Annotated in this window: 19 protein-coding genes and 1 pseudogene; 14 read left to right on the top strand and 6 right to left on the bottom strand. The window is 68.0% G+C overall.

Annotation, left to right across the window (positions count from 1 at the left end):
• Window positions 1-22: 22 nt before the first annotated feature.
• From OX958_RS30605 to OX958_RS30580, 6 genes are all read left to right on the top strand, one after another.
• The gene (locus tag OX958_RS30605; RefSeq protein WP_270133575.1) at window positions 23-1,663 is read left to right on the top strand and encodes an extracellular solute-binding protein; all 1,641 of its coding nucleotides are present in this window, start codon (window positions 23-25) and stop codon (window positions 1,661-1,663) included.
• A complete protein-coding gene (locus OX958_RS30600; protein ID WP_270133574.1) occupies window positions 1,660-2,601 on the top strand; it encodes an ABC transporter permease in 942 nt (313 codons plus the stop codon). The genes OX958_RS30605 and OX958_RS30600 overlap by 4 nt, the downstream gene beginning before the upstream one ends.
• On the top strand, window positions 2,598-3,473 hold the full coding sequence (locus tag OX958_RS30595; RefSeq protein ID WP_270133573.1) for a carbohydrate ABC transporter permease: 876 nt from the start codon (window positions 2,598-2,600) through the stop codon (window positions 3,471-3,473). Before OX958_RS30600 ends, OX958_RS30595 begins: the two co-directional genes overlap by 4 nt.
• Window positions 3,474-3,486: 13 nt before the next feature.
• Window positions 3,487-4,482 (top strand): LacI family DNA-binding transcriptional regulator, encoded by a 996-nt coding sequence (locus OX958_RS30590; protein ID WP_270133571.1) that lies wholly within the window; start codon window positions 3,487-3,489, stop codon window positions 4,480-4,482.
• Window positions 4,483-5,229, top strand: a complete 747-nt coding sequence (locus tag OX958_RS30585; protein ID WP_270133569.1) for an aminoglycoside 3'-phosphotransferase — start codon at window positions 4,483-4,485, stop codon at window positions 5,227-5,229.
• 103 nt (window positions 5,230-5,332) lie between these two features.
• Window positions 5,333-5,860, top strand: coding sequence for a molybdenum cofactor biosysynthesis protein (locus OX958_RS30580; protein ID WP_270133567.1), 528 nt, complete (start codon window positions 5,333-5,335; stop codon window positions 5,858-5,860).
• Between the two features lie 150 nt (window positions 5,861-6,010).
• On the opposite strand, the gene OX958_RS30575 is transcribed toward OX958_RS30580, so the two are convergent.
• Complete coding sequence (locus tag OX958_RS30575; RefSeq protein WP_270133565.1) at window positions 6,011-6,220, bottom strand: hypothetical protein; 210 nt, start codon at window positions 6,218-6,220, stop codon at window positions 6,011-6,013.
• A 58-nt stretch (window positions 6,221-6,278) separates the two neighbouring features.
• Between OX958_RS30575 and OX958_RS30570 the strand changes: the two genes are divergently transcribed.
• Window positions 6,279-6,800: a class E sortase gene (locus tag OX958_RS30570; RefSeq protein WP_270133564.1), complete on the top strand. Its 522-nt coding sequence runs from the start codon at window positions 6,279-6,281 to the stop codon at window positions 6,798-6,800.
• Between the two features lie 3 nt (window positions 6,801-6,803).
• Here the strand turns inward: OX958_RS30570 and OX958_RS30565 are convergent, their stop codons facing one another.
• Window positions 6,804-7,223 carry a hypothetical protein gene (locus OX958_RS30565; protein ID WP_270133563.1) on the bottom strand — a complete coding sequence of 140 codons (420 nt, stop codon included), beginning with the start codon at window positions 7,221-7,223 and terminating at the stop codon, window positions 6,804-6,806.
• Between the two features lie 25 nt (window positions 7,224-7,248).
• Entirely contained in the window at window positions 7,249-7,998 is a 750-nt protein-coding gene (locus OX958_RS30560; protein ID WP_270133562.1) for an SAM-dependent methyltransferase, read from the bottom strand.
• A 98-nt stretch (window positions 7,999-8,096) separates the two neighbouring features.
• Between OX958_RS30560 and OX958_RS30555 the strand changes: the two genes are divergently transcribed.
• Both OX958_RS30555 and OX958_RS35425 read left to right on the top strand, forming a co-directional pair.
• Window positions 8,097-8,540 (top strand): GNAT family N-acetyltransferase, encoded by a 444-nt coding sequence (locus OX958_RS30555; RefSeq protein WP_270133560.1) that lies wholly within the window; start codon window positions 8,097-8,099, stop codon window positions 8,538-8,540.
• Window positions 8,533-8,820 (top strand): annotated as a pseudogene (locus OX958_RS35425) (NUDIX hydrolase); the annotation flags it as partial. The gene OX958_RS30555 and the pseudogene OX958_RS35425, both read left to right, overlap by 8 nt.
• Window positions 8,821-8,862: 42 nt before the next feature.
• Here the strand turns inward: OX958_RS35425 and OX958_RS30545 are convergent.
• On the bottom strand, window positions 8,863-9,522 hold the full coding sequence (locus OX958_RS30545; protein ID WP_442913230.1) for a phosphotransferase-like protein: 660 nt from the start codon (window positions 9,520-9,522) through the stop codon (window positions 8,863-8,865).
• Window positions 9,523-9,585: 63 nt separating this feature from the next.
• Between OX958_RS30545 and OX958_RS30540 the strand changes: the two genes are divergently transcribed.
• Window positions 9,586-10,377, top strand: a complete 792-nt coding sequence (locus OX958_RS30540) for a class I SAM-dependent methyltransferase (protein WP_270133557.1) — start codon at window positions 9,586-9,588, stop codon at window positions 10,375-10,377.
• Here the strand turns inward: OX958_RS30540 and OX958_RS30535 are convergent.
• Complete coding sequence (locus OX958_RS30535; RefSeq protein WP_270133556.1) at window positions 10,374-10,775, bottom strand: PPOX class F420-dependent oxidoreductase; 402 nt, start codon at window positions 10,773-10,775, stop codon at window positions 10,374-10,376. The two genes, OX958_RS30540 and OX958_RS30535, sit on opposite strands and share 4 nt — an antisense overlap.
• Before the next feature lie 287 nt (window positions 10,776-11,062).
• Between OX958_RS30535 and OX958_RS30530 the strand changes: the two genes are divergently transcribed.
• From OX958_RS30530 to OX958_RS30515, 4 genes are all read left to right on the top strand, one after another.
• A complete protein-coding gene (locus OX958_RS30530) occupies window positions 11,063-12,211 on the top strand; it encodes a neutral zinc metallopeptidase (RefSeq protein ID WP_270133555.1) in 1,149 nt (382 codons plus the stop codon).
• A 25-nt stretch (window positions 12,212-12,236) separates the two neighbouring features.
• Entirely contained in the window at window positions 12,237-13,568 is a 1,332-nt protein-coding gene (locus OX958_RS30525) for a neutral zinc metallopeptidase (protein WP_270133553.1), read from the top strand.
• A 4-nt stretch (window positions 13,569-13,572) separates the two neighbouring features.
• Window positions 13,573-14,454: a neutral zinc metallopeptidase gene (locus OX958_RS30520; RefSeq protein ID WP_270133552.1), complete on the top strand. Its 882-nt coding sequence runs from the start codon at window positions 13,573-13,575 to the stop codon at window positions 14,452-14,454.
• A 176-nt stretch (window positions 14,455-14,630) separates the two neighbouring features.
• On the top strand, window positions 14,631-15,278 hold the full coding sequence (locus OX958_RS30515; RefSeq protein WP_270133550.1) for a neutral zinc metallopeptidase: 648 nt from the start codon (window positions 14,631-14,633) through the stop codon (window positions 15,276-15,278).
• On the opposite strand, the gene OX958_RS30510 is transcribed toward OX958_RS30515, so the two are convergent.
• A complete protein-coding gene (locus tag OX958_RS30510) occupies window positions 15,271-15,726 on the bottom strand; it encodes a GNAT family N-acetyltransferase (RefSeq protein ID WP_270133549.1) in 456 nt (151 codons plus the stop codon). The two genes, OX958_RS30515 and OX958_RS30510, sit on opposite strands and share 8 nt — an antisense overlap.
• Window positions 15,727-15,850 lie beyond the last annotated feature (124 nt).

Below are 15,850 nucleotides of genomic sequence, written 5' to 3'. Positions count from 1 at the left end.
TAGTGAGCGAAGGGCGGCTGTGATGAGCAAATTCGGGCGGCGGAGGTTCTTGGAGTTGAGCGGAGGCGCCCTCGGGGCGGCCGCGCTCGGGTCGACCCTGACGGGGTGTGGTGACGGCGGAGCGACCGGCGGTGGCGCGAAGGCGTCGGGCGACGTGGCGCTGCCGACGTACAAGGCGTTCGAGGGACTGCGGCCGGACCTGGCCGGGGCCGAGTCGGGGCTCGAGCCGGGCTTCCTGCGGTTCCCCGAGAACGCCATCGCCAGTGTCCAGAGCCCGCCGCTGAAGAGTGCGGTGACGGCGCTGACCGAGACCTTCGCGACGCCGCCGCCCCCGATGGGCAGCAACCCGATGTGGCAGGCCCTGAACCAGGCGCTGGGCGGCGAACTCAAGCTCACCATCGGCACCGACCCCGGCTACCCGGAGAAGTTCGCCACCCTGCTGGCCGGTGACTCGCTGCCGGACCTGATGTGGCTGCCGCCGAACCAGGGGATCCCGAACGTCGGCCCGATGCTGGAGGCCAAGTTCCAGGACCTGACGAAGTACCTGTCCGGCGACGCCGTGCTGGAGTACCCGAACCTCGCCGCGCTGAAGCCGGCCTCCTGGCGTACGGCCGTCGTGAACGGCAAGATCTGGGGCGCGCCGATCCCGTCCACGCCGTTCGGCCAGGTGATGATGGGCAACCCGAGGACCTGGGCGAAGGTCGGCGGCCTGCAGTGCCGGACGGCCGACGAGTTCTTTGCCAAGTGCAAGGAACTGACCAGCGGCACGAACTACGCGCTCGAACCGGCGATCGTGAACATGTTGCACATGTTCGGTGAGTGGTTCGGTGCCCCGAACGGCTGGCGGGTCAACCAGGACCGGTCGCTGACGCATCTCTACGAGACCGACAACTACCGGGCCGCGGTCGAGTACGCCGCCAGGCTCTGGGCCGCGAAGGTGTTCTATCCCGACCTCAACCTGGCGGACGCCACCTCGAAGACGGTCAACGGCCAGATCGCCGCGCAGGTCACCGTCGGGCCGCGGGCGACCGCCGACTTCCGGGCGGCCGACCCGGCCCTGTTCGTGGACACGTTGATCCCGTTCGGCCATGACGGCAAGGCGAAACCGGTCTACGACATGGGCTACGGAACGGTCGGGTTCACGCCGTTCAAGCAGACCGACGAAGGCCGGATCCGCGAATTGCTTGCCTTGGTCAACTACCTGTCGGCGCCGTTCGGCACCAAGGAGTACCTGCAGAAGAACTTCGGTACGGCGGGACAGCAGTACACCCTCGACGCCCAGAAGAACCCGGTGCTCAACGCGGCCGGCAACCAGCAGGCGCCCGGTCTGGTCAGCGCGCTGCAGATCATGACCGCGCCGGAGAGCGTGATCTTCAACCCCGCCTTCCCCGACGACACCCGCAGGATCCACGCCACGGAGCAGAAGTTGCTCGCGTTCGCGATGCGCAACCCGACGGCAGGCACCTACTCCGACACCAGCAGCAAGGTCGGCACCAAGCTGACCGCGGCGTTCCGCGACACGATCGTCGACATCGTCACCGGCCGGCAGAAGATCGGCGTCTACGACGAGGCGCTGAAGCGCTGGAAGAGCGGCGGCGGCGACAAGATGCGTGGTGAGTTCGAAGCCGTCCTGCCTGCCGGCGTACCGGTGACGCAGTCTTGAGCCGGCGCAAACAGCCGGAGCTGCCGTTCGCCGTCAGGCTGCGGCGGGACTGGCAGATGCTGGTGCTGATGCTGCCCGGGGTGCTGTTCCTGCTGGTGTTCTTCTACCTGCCGGTGCTCGGCAACGTGGTCGCCTTCCAGGACTTCCAGCCGTACCTCGGCATCATGCACAGCGAGTGGAACGGCGTACAGAACTTCGTCAACCTGTACGCCGATCCCGACTTCTGGGACGCGCTGCGCAACACCCTGCTACTGGCCGGCGTCCAGCTGCTGCTGTTCTTCCCGGTGCCACTGGCACTCGCGCTGATCGTGGACTCCCTGGTCAGCAACAAGATCCGGCGCGCGTTCCAGACCATCGCCTATCTGCCGCACTTCCTGTCCTGGGTGCTGGTGATCGCGTTGTTCCAGCAGTCGCTGGGCGGTGCCGGGTTCGTCAACAACCTGCTCCGGCAGGCCGGTTTCGACCCGATCCCGTTCATGACCAACCCGGACACCTTCCCGCTGCTGGTCGTCGGCCAGCTGATCTGGAAGGACGCCGGCTGGGCGATGATCATCTTCCTCGCCGCGCTGTCGGCGGTCGACGTCTCCCTGTACGAGGCTGCCGCCGCGGACGGCGCGGGCCGGTGGCGGCGGCTCTGGCACATCACCCTGCCGTCGATGCGCACGGTCATCGTGTTGCTGCTGATCCTGCGGATCGGCGACATCCTCAGCGTCGGGTTCGAACAGTTCATCCTGCAGCGCGACTCGGTCGGGCCGGGCGCGGCCGAAGTACTGGACACCTTCACGTACTACGCCGGCGTGGTCGGCGGGGACTGGAGCAGCGGGGCCGCGGCCGGACTGGCCAAGGGAGTGATCGGCGCGCTGCTGCTCTGGGGCGCGAACACGGTCGCGCACCGGCTCGGCGAACCGGGCATCTTCCAGAAGAGAGGACAGTCGTGAGGCCGATCTGGAAGGAGCGGCCGGCTCCGGCGTACCAGGCCGTCAAGGCGGTGGTACTCGGTGGTTTCGCGCTCGCGATCATCGTCCCGATCATGGTGGTGGTCTCGACCTCGCTGGCCAGTGACGCCGACATCATCGAAGCGGGCGGATACGTGCTGTGGCCGTCGCATCCGACCCTCAAGGCCTACGACACGTTGTTCAGCGGCGGGCTGATGGCCCGGGCCATCGGGGTCAGCCTGTTCGTCACCGTGATCGGTACGGCGATCGCGCTGTGCACCACCATCGCCCTCGCCTACGCGACCTCGCGGCCGGTGCTGTTCGGGCGGCCGGTACTGCTGCTGGTGCTGTTCACGCTGCTGTTCGCGCCGGGCATCATCCCGATGTTCCTGGTTGTCAAGCAGCTCGGGCTGATCGACAGTCTGTGGTCGCTGATCCTGCCGGGCGCGCTGGGGGCGTTCAACTTCGTGGTGATGCGGACGTTCTTCATGAACGTGCCGGCCGAGATCCTGGAGAGCGCGCGGATCGACGGCGCGAGCGACTTCACCATCCTGCGGCGGATCGTGATGCCGCTGTCGAAGGCGGTGATCGCGGTGGTCGGGCTGTTCTACGCGGTCGGCTTCTGGAACGCCTTCTTCAACGCGCTGCTCTACCTCAACGACACCTCCAAGTGGCCGGTGCAGGTGATCCTGCGGACCTACGTGCTGCAGGGCAAGTCGCTGTCGGCCGACCAGCTCGGCGTGACGCCGCCGCCGCAACCGCAGTCGTTGCAGATGGCGGTCGTGGTGGTGGCACTGGTACCGATCGCGATGGTCTATCCGTTCCTGCAGCGGCACTTCACCAAGGGCGTGATCACCGGGGCGGTCAAGGGCTGAGAGAATCGGTCTCATGGCCACGGGGATGACCGACAAACCGACGCTGCGGACGGTTGCCGCCGCGGCGGGAGTCTCGATCGCCACGGTGTCCTACGTGCTGTCCGGGCACCCGCGCAGCCAGACGATCTCGGACAACACCGCCGACCGGGTGCGGGAAGCCGCCACGCGACTGGGCTACCGGCGCAACGACGCCGCCCGGGCGATCCGGACGGGGAAGTCCGACCTGGTGCTGCTGTCGCTGAGTGTGCTGGCCGATCCGTGGGCGCAGGCGGTGGCGGCCGACGTCAGCGCCGCGGTGACGCCGCTGGGCAAGACCGCGCTGATCGTGGCCGACGGCGACTGGCGGACGGTACTGGCGAACCGGACGCCGGACGTGATCTTCATCGACCACGTCCGGGACGATCCTTCACTGGTCGCCGATCTGGAGGCGTTCGCCGCTCAGGGTGTGCAGATGGTGGTCTTCAGCGAAGTGCTGGAGCCGAAGGGGTTCGACGTGATCCGCTCGGGTGCCGAGCCGCGTTGCCACCTGGCCGTAGAGCATCTGCTGGAGCGGCACACCCGAATCGGCGCGCTGACGTCCAAGCTGGCGGGCTGGCCGCGCTACGACGCCTATCTGCGCGCGATGGCGGCGGCCGGCGTACCGGTGCTGGACGAGCTGGTCGCGACGTACGAGCCGCATCCCGAAGGTGCCTACCGGGCAGCGATCTCGGTGCTCAACCGGCCTGACCGGCCGACGGCGCTCTACTGCACGACGGACTTCGCCGCCATCGCCGCGATCCGGGCCGCGCACCGGCTGCGTCTCGACGTACCGGGGGATCTGGCCGTGATCGGGGTCGGCAACACCCCGGAGGGCGAGCACCTCGACCCGTCGCTGTCGACGGTCGGACCGGTCGGCTTCAACGCCGCGCTGAGCCGGATCATGGTCGGCCGCCTGACCGACCGCGAAGGCGCGGACGGCAAGGTCTACGACTTCCCGTGGCAGCTCATCCCACGCGAATCCACGGCATAGATGGAATTGCCGGGCGGTGGCTGGGAGCTGGTGAAGGCCGGGGAGTCGGCGACCTCCGTCCACCGCCGGGGTGCGGTCTTCGCGAAGACGTGCGGTCCGGACGGAGTGGCGGAGTTGCTGGCCGAGCGCGACCGGGCGGAGTGGCTGGCCAGTACGTCGGTTCCTGGTGCTCGGGTGCTGGACTGGATCGAGAGTGCTGAGGGCGCCGCCTTGCTGACCTCGGCGGTGCCCGGCGTGACGGCCGGCGATCTGCCGTGGTCGGAGAAGCTGGTGGCGAGCTTGGCGCGGGCGGTCCGGGCTGTGCACGAGTTGCCGGTCGAGAGCTGCCCGTTCGAGCGCCGGCTTGTCGACGTTGTCGCGCAGGCCGAGGACGTCGTACGGCGGGGTGCGGTGAACCCCGACTTCCTGACCGACGATGCCCGACTGGTTGCGCCCGAGGAGTTGCTGGCACGGGTGCGCGCGGCGCTGCCTGCCGTCCAGGCGGCGCAGGAACTGGTCGTCTGCCACGGTGACGCCTGCCTGCCGAACTTCCTGTTCGACCCGGACACCCTCGAATGGACCGGCACGATCGATGTCGGCCGCCTTGGGGTAGCGGACCGGTACTCGGATCTCGCACTCGTCAAGGCGCAACTGGAGGACGAGTGGTCTGTCGACGCGGCAGCGTTCTTCGCGGCGTACGGGGTGGTTGAGCCGGATGCCGAGCGGCTTGCCTTCCACCTGCTGCTCGACGCGCTCACCTGGGGCTGAGCGGGTGCTGTTTGATCGCCGCCACCGTTTGCTGTCTGAGGACGTTGCTGAGTGATGCCTGCGTCCTCCACGCCGTTCGCCGTACTGCGAGTAGCGTGGCGGGGTGGGCGAAATTGTCGCGGTCGAGATCGTGGCGCTGGTGGTGTCGGCTGTGCACGCCTACGAGGGGCGGCCGTTGGACGGGCCGCGGCCGGATCCGGAGCCGGTGAAGCGCGCTGAGATCGAGGTGCGGGCCGGGCTGGGGATCGTGGGCGATCGGTACTTCAACCAGCCGGTGCATCGGAAGGCGGCGGTGACGATCTTCGATGCCGCGGCGCTGGATGGGTTCGCGGGGGTGCCTGATCCGGCGTTGACCAGGCGAAACATCATCATTCGGGGCTATCCGGTCGACCAGCTGGCGGTTCGGCGTACGGCGTCGGGTGAGCGGGTGGCGGGCCGGAGTTTCAGTTTGGACAGTGGTTCCGGGGCGGTGCGGTTCCAGGCGCAGAGGCCGGCGAATCCGTGCGCGTGGATGGACGTCGTACTGGGGGCGGGGGCTTTCAAGGGGTTGCGCGGGCGGGGTGGGGTGCGTTGCGAGGCGCTGGGGTCGGGAGTTCTTCGAGTGGGGCCGGCTGAGCTGATCGTCGGCTAGGACGCCCGTGCACAACGACAGGCAGTAGTCACCTGGGCGACCCGGGTTCAGGCGGGACCGGGCGGACGGATGACGCGACAGCCGTACTACTGCCTGTCGTTGTGCACAGACCGGCAGCGGTGAATTTCGGTCGGTTTTCGGTGCGGCGGGCTACGGTCCTGGAATGGTCGGGCGATGGGTGGTCGCGGTGGTGCTGGCGGCTGCTCTGGCCGGATGCTCCGACACCGCCGGACCTGCTGGGACTGCTGAGCCGACGGTGGTGGGGACGCCGGAGCGGTCGGTGCCGGAGAGTCCGCGAGTCAGCGTGACGGAGGGGCCGCCGTCGGCGACGCCTTCACTGCCCACGCCTTCTCGATCCACGCCGCCTCCTTCCACGCCGCCTCCTTCCACGCCGGCTCGTCCCACGCCGTCGCGGTCGGTGCCGGTCTCGACGGTGACGACGCTCGCGATCCCGTCGATCGGCGTACGGGCGCTGCGGGTGGTCGGTTACACCGGTACCGCCGACGACAAGCCCGGGACGGTGATCCAGGATCGTGGGGTCTTCGCGTCACCTCGTGGACCGGCGGGTGGCGTCGGTCCGGGGGAGATCGGCAACTTCATCGTCACCGGGCACCGCACCACGCACGGCCGGCCGTTCGGGCGGTTGCCGCAGCTGAAGAACGGCGCGCACGTGCTGGTCAGCGCGAACGGGACCGTCTACGACTACGTGGTCGGCCGGACGATGAAGATCTCGTTCCGCAAGCCGGCCGAGAAAGCGCAGCAGAACGCCGCCGTACCGGGGCGTCCGGGCGTGGCACCCACCGCCGCGATGCTGACGCTCTCGACCTGTGCGACCCCGGAGGACCATGCGGTCGGCAACTACTGGAAAGACGCCCTGAACAACCCCGAACACCGGATCAACAAGATCGCCACCCTGGTCGCCACCCGCCCGGCGAGCTGACGGTCAGCTGCGGCCGAACTTCCACCACTTGGGCTTGTTGGCCTTGATCTCGTCGTCGGTCAGCGGCGGTGGAACCGGGGGACGCGACTCCTCGGTGAGGAAGTCGCCGGACTCGGTGTCGTACGGCGTGACGCCCAGCTTGCTGCTGATCCGCATCACGAGCGGGATCGAGCGGGGGCCGTCCAGGTAGAAGGTGATGTCTCGGACCTCGACGCCCTTGCCGATCGACATCTCGATGTCGTAGTCGGCGCCGCGCAGGTGCAGCCAGGACCGCTTGGTCGCGTCCAGATCCGGTACCAGCTCCTTGACCTGGTCGACCACCTCGACCGCAGTACCGAGTGAGGGCGGCGCGTACCCGTCCGGAATGTCCTCGAGGCGGCGTACGCCTCCTGGCCCTCGCATCGCGTAGATAGCCCAGCTCATACCGACAGCATTGCTCAGTGCTGATTCAGTCCGGAACCCGGGCCGGTTTACGGGCGGTCACCAGCGCGAAGGTCAGGAGTTCGCCCTGGTCGGCGTGGAGCATCTCCAGGCTGGCGTCAGGGGTGCCGGTGCGCTCGGAGATGGCCTCGGCCCAGGCCAGCCAGTCGCGCCAGCCGGACTCTTGCAGGCGGGCCGAGGTGACCTCGACCAGTTCGGTGATCTCCCAGTGGAAGCGCCACCAGTCGGCGGTGTGCCACGCGATCGCTTCCCAGCCGACCAGCTTCTTGATGTGCTCGGGGATGTGGCCGAGGTCGCGGATCTCCCGGGTCAGCGCGGGGGTGGCGACGCCCAGTTGGCCGCCGGGTTTGAGGAAGGTGACGAGGTAGGGGAGGTAGCTGTCCGCCGTACCGAAGTACTCGTAGGAATCGATGCTGAGGATCACGTCGAAGAACTCGTGGGCGAAGGGGAGAGCGTGGGCGTTGGCCTTGAGGGCGACGGCGTCGACACCGTGAGCGGCGAAGTTGGCGGCGGCGACGGAGGGTTCGATCCAGAGGTCGGCGGCCCAGACCTGGACGCCGTACTCCTTGGCCAGGAAGACGGAGGTGGCGCCCTTGCCGGAGCCGAGGTCGAGCACCTTCAGGCCGGGGCGGAGGTCGAGATCGCGGGCAAGGTCCTCAAGCAGCCAGAGCGGGTTGGGGCCCATGTCGCAGTCGAGCAGCCAGTCGGCGTCGTACTTGGACGACAGTGGGTACTCCGCTCGCCTCAGGTCAGCCATACCCTCCCACCCAACCGGTGGGGCGGGGGAGGACGCAACAGGATTGCAAACTGTCGGTGGCTGCGGGCAGAGTGCGGTGGCATGGAGGTGGTGCGCGGATGCAGGTGAGGGCGATCGACGAGGACGGGCTGCGCCAGGTCGAGCAGTGGCTGGCGGTCGACCCCGCCGGCGGCGCGATCTTCGGCGGCTTCTACGGGCATGCCGTCGAGCGCTGGGCGCCGTTGCTCCAGGCACCCAGCCGGCACGGCTGGATCACCTTCGACGAGGCCGGACCGATCGGTTTCGTCGATCTGGAGATCCTCGACGAGGAGGCCGAGGTCACGTACTACGTGAGCACCGACCGGCGAGGGCAGGGGCTCGGACGGGCGACCGTCGAGCAGGTCGTGCAGCTGTCCACGGAGCTCGGCGCCGAGCAGATCCACGCCTCCGTCGACCCGGCCAACGAAGCCGCCCTCGCGACCCTCCGCTCCACCGCTTTCGTCGAGCAGGGCGCCAACGAGTTCGACGAGATCGAGTTCGTCCTGCAGCGCGCCAGTGGCTGACTACGCCGGCGTCCTGGCTTTCCGCTCAGGAAAGGTCGCGCTGGTCCGCGAGCGCTACGAAGAGTGGGAGGACGAGCAGTGGTCCCTGCCCAGCGGTGCCGTCGAACCAGGCGAGTCACCGGCCGAGGCAGCCGTCCGCGAGCTCCACGAAGAGACCGGTCTGCGGATCGACCTCGACCAACTGACGCTGGTCGCCGAGGTGCTGGTGGTGAGCCGCGACGGAGCTACCCGCAGTACCGCCTGGAACTTCCGCGCCGACGTCCCATCCGGAGACTTCGCCATCGACGACCCGGACGCGTCCGTCCAGGAAGCCCGATGGTTCTCACCCGCCGAGGCGATCCCGCTGGTCACGGCCATCCCCTATCCACCCCTCAGCACTCCCGTCGCTGCGTACCTGCGCACCGCCGAACCGCTCCGCTGGACCTTCACCTTCGACCCCGGCATCGCGCTCCTCGACCGCACCTACACCATCACCAGCTCCCCGTTCTGACAGATGCTGGATGATTCGCTGCAACGACGTACTGGTGGATTCCGTCGAAGTGTCGATCAGCAGTTCGTAGGAGTGGGCGCCAAGAGCTTCGTAGTCGGAGAGGTCCGGTTCCAGTGGGCCGTTGTACCGGTCGTCGCGCTGAAGCTCGCGCTGCCGCAGTACGGGTAATGGGCAGGTGATGCCGATCAGCGTCACGTCGAACTCGCCGAACAGAGCGTCGTACCGCGGCAGGTCAGCGGGCAGGATGATCGACTCGGCGACGATGTCGATCCCGCGGAGTGCGATCTCGCGCAGGCAGGAGACATAGGCCTCGACGACTCGGTCGAAGAGTCCGGGCACGCGACCGCGGAGCCAGAACTCCGCGCGGATCGAGCGGCGGAAGTCATCCAGGGACTGGTAGAAGACCGGGCCCGGCAGACGCGCGTGGAGGCCGCGAGCCAGCGTGGTCTTGCCCGTGGAGGGGGCGCCGTTGAGGAAGACGATGGACGTCATCTAGGCAGGGTACGGCGGGGTTAATGGGAGGTGCTGGGGATTTCGGGTGGGGATGATGGCGGGATGGTTGAACTGGATCCGTTGATCAGGGCGTTCTACGCGGAGCGGTATGTCGAGGATGATCGGCTGGCTCGGTCGGGGCATGGGCGGCTGGAGTTCCTGCGGACGCAGGAGTTGATTCGGCGGTGCCTGCCGGGGCCGGGGGCAACGGTTCTGGATGTGGGTGGGGCTACTGGGGTGCATGCCCGGTGGCTTGCCGCGGACGGGTACGCCGTGACGCTGGTCGATCCGGTGGAGGAGCATGTCGCCAAGGCCGCGGAGGTGGGGACGTTTGCGGCGGTGAGTGGGGATGCGCGCGCGTTGGCGCAGGAGGACGGCAGTGTTGACGTCACGTTGCTGCTTGGGCCGCTGTATCACCTGGTCGAGGCAGCCGATCGGGCTCAGGCGTTGGCAGAGGCGCGGCGGGTGACTCGGACGGGTGGGCTAGTAGTTGCTGCAGGCATCAGTCGGTACGCCGGGTTGCTGGAGTACGGCACCAAGGGGCTGATCGCCGAGGACAACCTGCACCAGTTCGTCGAGGCGCTGGCGACCGGCCGCAACTACGACGAGCCCGACGGCTTCACCAACGCTTACTTCCATCACGCCGACGAACTGCGCGGCGAGTTCGAGCGGGTGGGATTCAGCGACATCGACGTACTAGGGGTCGAGGGGCCGGCCGCGGCAACTCTCGAACACTCCGCCCCCGAGGAGGTCCCGCGGCTGCTCGACTCTGCCGTACTGCTAGCTCGCCTGCTGGAGAACGACCCTCGAACGATCTCCACCAGCTTCCACTTCCTGGCTTTCGGCCGCGTCTAGGCGGCCGGGCCGGTCAACTTCTGCGGCGTGATGCGGATGACGGTGCGGACGATCCCGGCCGGCAGGTCGAGGTACTCCTGCCCCGCGCCTTCGCCCTCGTAGTGCTCGGCCAGCCGGAAGGCGAGTGCCCGCTCGGGATCCTCGGTGACCACCGCCGTACCGCGGATCTCGACGTACTCCTCCGGGTCGTCCTTCGCAATCACCAGCAGACTCGCTCTCGGGTCGCGGCGCAGGTTCCCGTCTTTCCGGCGGCCGGCCTGGGTGGAAATCACCACCTCGTCACCCTCCCGCGCCACCCACACCACGGAGGTCTGGGGACTCCCGTCGGCGTTGACGGTCGCCAGCACCCCCGGGTTGGTTCCGTCGACGAGCTTCCGGGCACCAGCGCTCAGTTCCATGCCGCGGACCCTAGAGCAACCCCGCCGACACCGGCCAGCCAATTCAGTCCGTACTCCGGCTGGTACGGACAGTCAGCTCCGGTCGCGAAGTGATGTCAATAGCTGCAATTCGGTACGCCGGCCGGCCGCGTGCGTCGTAGCATCGTCCGGCGGTTCAGGGCTAGGGGTGGTCCGGATCGCCATCGACAAAGTCGCTCCGGGACGGCCCGGAACTGGGGAAGAAGCGGGGAAGTATGGCCGAGGAAACCGGGCCTGGGCCGGGACACTTCCTGCCGAAGGACGACAGTGTGCCTGAGAACGACAGCCTGCCCAAAGGCGAAGGCAAGGCTGGGCGACCGGGCGTGCCGGCGTACGGCGCACCCTCGACGCCGCTCGCCGCGCCGACGCCTCGCCTCGGCCGGGGTGCCGAGAACAACGACGGGCCGCCGGTACTGACCGGTTCGCGGCTCGGCCCGCCGCCGCCCGGCGATCGCGCCGCGGCCGCGTTCAGGGCGCGGTACCAGCCCGAGCCGATCCCGTTCCAGCCGAGGAAGCGGTCCAAGGCGCTGGTCGCGGGCATCGTCGCCGGTGCGCTGCTGGTGCTCGGTGGTGGCGTCTTCGCGGCCGGCAAGGTGCTCACGTCGTACGACGACTTCGTCGCCAACCCGCTCGGTACGCCGTCGGTCAAGACGCCGGGCTACACCCCGTCGGACCAGGAGCCCGCAGGCAAGCCGATCGACGACGTCGCCGTGCTGCAGAAGAACGCGCTCTACACGACCGGCGCGCTGGCCCCGGTGAAGTGCAAGGAGCCGAACTTCCGGCCGAGCTCCAAGGAGAACGTCCGGTCCTATTACCAGGCGCTGATGGTCTGCCTGGAGAAGTTCTGGAAGCCTGTCGTGGTCAGGAGCGGCCACGAGTTCCACCCGCCGAAGCTGATCATCTTCGACGACGGCCAGGAGACCGCGTGCGGCGTACAGGAGGACGTTTCCTCGTACTGCGCCGCCGACGGCGGTAGCGTCGCGCTGCCGTGGGAGGACCGGCCCGACGAGTACAGCTCCAACCGCTCGCTGACCCGGGTCGACCTGGCCGGCGCGCTCAGTTACGTGTACGCCGTGCACGTTCAGAACCTGACCGGCATCTTCGACTCGGTGGACAACAAGCGGTCCGAGGCTGCCACGGAGGCGCTGAGACTCGAGCAGTCACGGCGGATGGCGCTGCAGGCGAACTGTCTGTCGGCCGGCTTCCTGGGCGCCGAAAAGGCCACTTTTCCGATTACCGGTGACCTGCTCACCTGGTGGAAGTGGCGGAGCAGGAACAACGGCGATGAGACCGACCCGGGCAAAGTGCGCGACCATGGTTCCCGCAAGAGCGTCGAGCTGTGGATGAACAAGGGGTTCGCGGCCCCGAACCCCGGCTCCTGCAACACTTTTGTGGCAGCGGCGGCCAAGGTCAGCTGATCACCGACGGACTTGGGGTAGATGGATGGCGGACGACGAGCGGGGACCCGACCAGGTGTCCGAGCCTGGACCCCAGGCCGGGCACTTCCTGCCCGGCGGCGCGGGCGACCGGCCCGAGACGCCCACGGCGGACACACCCCGTACTGCGCTGACGCCGGCCGACGCCGTCAATCGCCGCCAGTTGGGGCTCGGCAAGGCTCGTCCGCTCGACGCTCAGGGCGACCCGTCGCTGAAGAAGGCGGCTCCGCTGCCGACCGATCCCGGCCAGCAAGGCTTCGGCGCGCCGCCCGCAGCGCCCCTGGCAGGCGCGCCGGTCACGCCGTTGCGCGGCGGCAGGCAGTTCGGCGGCCCTCGGCCGGTCGGCTGGCACACGACGTCCACCCGGACCGGAGTACCGCAGTTCGCCTCGGAGCCGCCGGAGCTGAAAAGCCCGCGCCGGTTCTCCCGGCCGCTCGTGGGGTTGATCTCCGCGCTGGCCCTGATCCTGGTCAGCGGTGGGGCCGTCGCCAGCTACAAGCTGATCGACTCCTTCGACAGTACGGTCGCGAACCCGCTCACCCAGCCGACGGTGAAGCCGTCCACCGATTCACCGCAGCCGATCCTGCCGGACCCGACCGTGACGAAGACGGTAGAGGGAATCCCGGACGCGGTTCGGTTGCAGAAGAACGAGCTCTACAAGCTCGGCAAGATGGCGAGCATGAACTGCGCGTTGCCGAAGGTGAAGCCGGACAGCCAGGCGAACGTGCTGCGCTTCTACCAGGCGATGTTGCCCTGTCTGGCCGAAACCTGGGAGCCGCTGGTCCTGAAGGCCGGCTATCCGTTCCGGCAGCCCAAGCTGGTGCTCTACAGCAAGGGGCTGAAAGGTGGATGCGGTGCCGGGCTGCCGGACTATTCCTACTACTGCCCGGCAGACGAGACGATCACCATGCAGTGGGCCCTGAAGGCCAAGTACTACAAGCAGAGTCCGGTCACCGCGGTCAACCTGCTGGTGACGATGGCGCACGAGTACAGCCATCACGTGCAGCAGCTGACCAACATCCTGATCTCTTCGGACTCCCAGGCGGGGTGGGCGAAGAACAAGCCGCTGGAGCTGGAATGGTCCCGGCGGCTGGAGTTGCAGGCCGACTGCCTGGGCGCGGTGTTCCTCAGCGCGAACAGGAAGACGCTGCAGCTCACCGGTCAGCGGCTCGAGTTCTGGAGGTACGGCTCGAAGAACGGCGGCGACGAGCTGGACCCGAAGAAGGACCGCGACCACGGCTCGCGGAAGAACTCGGAGTACTGGCAGACCAGAGGGTTCAGCACCGCCGATCCCGCCTCGTGCAACACCTACGCGGCGTCCTCCGCCAGGGTTTCCTGACCCGATGAAGGTTCGCGTCGCGGCGGTTGCCGTGATCGGCGTACTGGTGGTGGGGGTGGCTGTCCGGTTCGGGCCGGGGCTGGTGCCCGCGGACGCCGAGGAGGCCGGGCGTCCCGTCGTACGGGTGCCGAAGGTGGACGCGCCGTTGCGGCAGCCGACTACCGCGATGACATTCACGCCGGACCTGCCTTTGGTGCAGAACGGGCTGTACAAGGCTGGGCGGGTGCCTGCAGTCAGTTGCAGGATGCCGGTCGGCGCGCAGACGTCGAGGGCTGCGGTGCTGGCGGCCGCGACGGTGGTGCTCGACTGCCTCGATCGCTCGTGGGTGTCGGTGGTCGCGCGATCCGGGCACTACTTCGAGTCTCCCGGGTTGGTCGTCTTCGACCGGGCCAAGGACAAGTCCTGTGAACTACGTGAGATCCACGCGTCGGCGTTCTACTGCTCGAAGGACAACAAGATCTACCTGGAGTGGAAGGACTACCTCCAGCGCGGCAACTGGAACCGGCAGATCGATCTGCTCGACACGATGGCGCACGAGTACGGGCATCATCTTCAGCGGCTGGCCGGCATCCTGTCCTATGGCTGGGACCCGGAGGCTTCGCAGACCTCTGCTGCCGCGCTACTGAAAAGCAGGCGGCTCGAACTGCAGGCGACCTGCTTCGGCGCCGCCTTCCTTGGCGCGAACAAGACCTCGCTGCGCCTGACGGGCGAGCGGCTGAGGACTTGGCAGCACCAGACGAGGCACAGCGGCGACGAGTACAGCGCCGGCAAACTCCGCGACCACGGCTCCCGTCAAAGCCAGTGGCGCTGGGCCGCGCCTGCCTTCCAGTCCGCCAACCCCTCTTCCTGCAACACCTTCACAGCCGCCACCACAAAGGTTTCCTGATGCGTCGCGCTGCCGTAGTACTGGCTGGGTTTGTGCTTGTTTTGCAGGGATGTACGAGTACGGCACCGCAGTCACAGCCGACTGTCACCAGTACGCCGTCGCCCACGCCTTCGGTGACGCCCAGCCCGACGGTCGAGCCCAAGAACGCTATCTACCGGGCAGGTGTGGTGCCGGCGGTGAAGTGCAAACTGCCGGCCGGTCTGCTGATCTCGAAAGTGGCAGTCGACCGCTATGCCAAGGCGTTCATGGTGTGCCTCGACAAAGCCTGGGCTCCTGTCGTCAGCCGTGCCGGCACCACGTACGCGCCGCCGCTCCTGTACGCCGTCCAGGTGGGCGCGTCCACAGCTTGCGGCAAGTTCGGCGGCGAGGACTACCTGGCCTACTACTGCCACGACAATGGCGCGATCTACTTCGACTGGCAGGAGTACGCCGACCCGAGCGGCGAGGTCAGTGTCGAGGCCGAGGTGGAACTGCAGGTCCTGATGGCGCACGAACACGGCCACCACTTGCAGCAGTTGCTGTGGATCACGACCAGCTTCTCGGAGGACGCCGTCACGGCGGCAGAGTTGGAGGAGTCCCGGCGGCTCGAGATCCAGGCCTCCTGCTTCGGCTTCGCCTTCCTGGGTGCGAACCGGACCGGCCTGGGCCTCACCGGCTACCGCAAGTTCTTCCTGGACGACATCGACGAGAGCGGTGACGAGCCTGGCGAAACCCGCTCCCATGGGTCTCCGCGGAACAACCGTGTCTGGTCGAGAGCCGCCTTTGCCAGCCGGAGCCCGGCGTCCTGCAACACCTGGGCGGCGCCGGCGGCGAAGGTCAGTTGAGGAAGTACTTGAAGCCCTCGTGGCTCTGGGTGAAGCCGAGGCGGCGGTAGAAGCGGTGCGCGTCGGTGCGGGCCTTGTCGGTGGTGAGCTGGACGATGCTGCAGCCGCGGGCGCGGGCCGCTTCGAGCGACCACTCGATCAGGGTGGTGCCGAGACCGGTACCGCGAGCCGAGGTGGCGACCCGGACCGCTTCGACCAGGCCGCGGGTGGCGCCTTGGCGGGACAGGCCCGGAATGATCGTCAGCTGCAGGGTGCCGACCAGTTCTCCGTTGCGTTCGGCAACGACCAGGAGCTGGTTCGGGTCGGCCTCGATGGCGGCGAAGGCGGCCTGGTACGGCGTCAGGTCCTCGGGGCTCTCGCGCTGCGCGGCGATCTCGTCGTCGGTCAGCATCGCGACGATGCCGGGAACGTCGGTGGCGGTGGCACGGCGGATCTCGACGGCGGTCATTGCCTTATGCAATCACATTACCTTAGGTGAGTACCGTTTACGCACGGTGAGGCCGGGCACGTGATGTTCCGACACCACTGCAACCCGCCCGTAGCCGGAGTCGCGCGGGACGTGTGCGTGGCGG

The organism is Kribbella sp. CA-293567 (assembly GCF_027627575.1).
Lineage (GTDB): Bacteria > Actinomycetota > Actinomycetes > Propionibacteriales > Kribbellaceae > Kribbella.
This window is presented reverse-complemented; position numbering and strand designations above follow the sequence as displayed.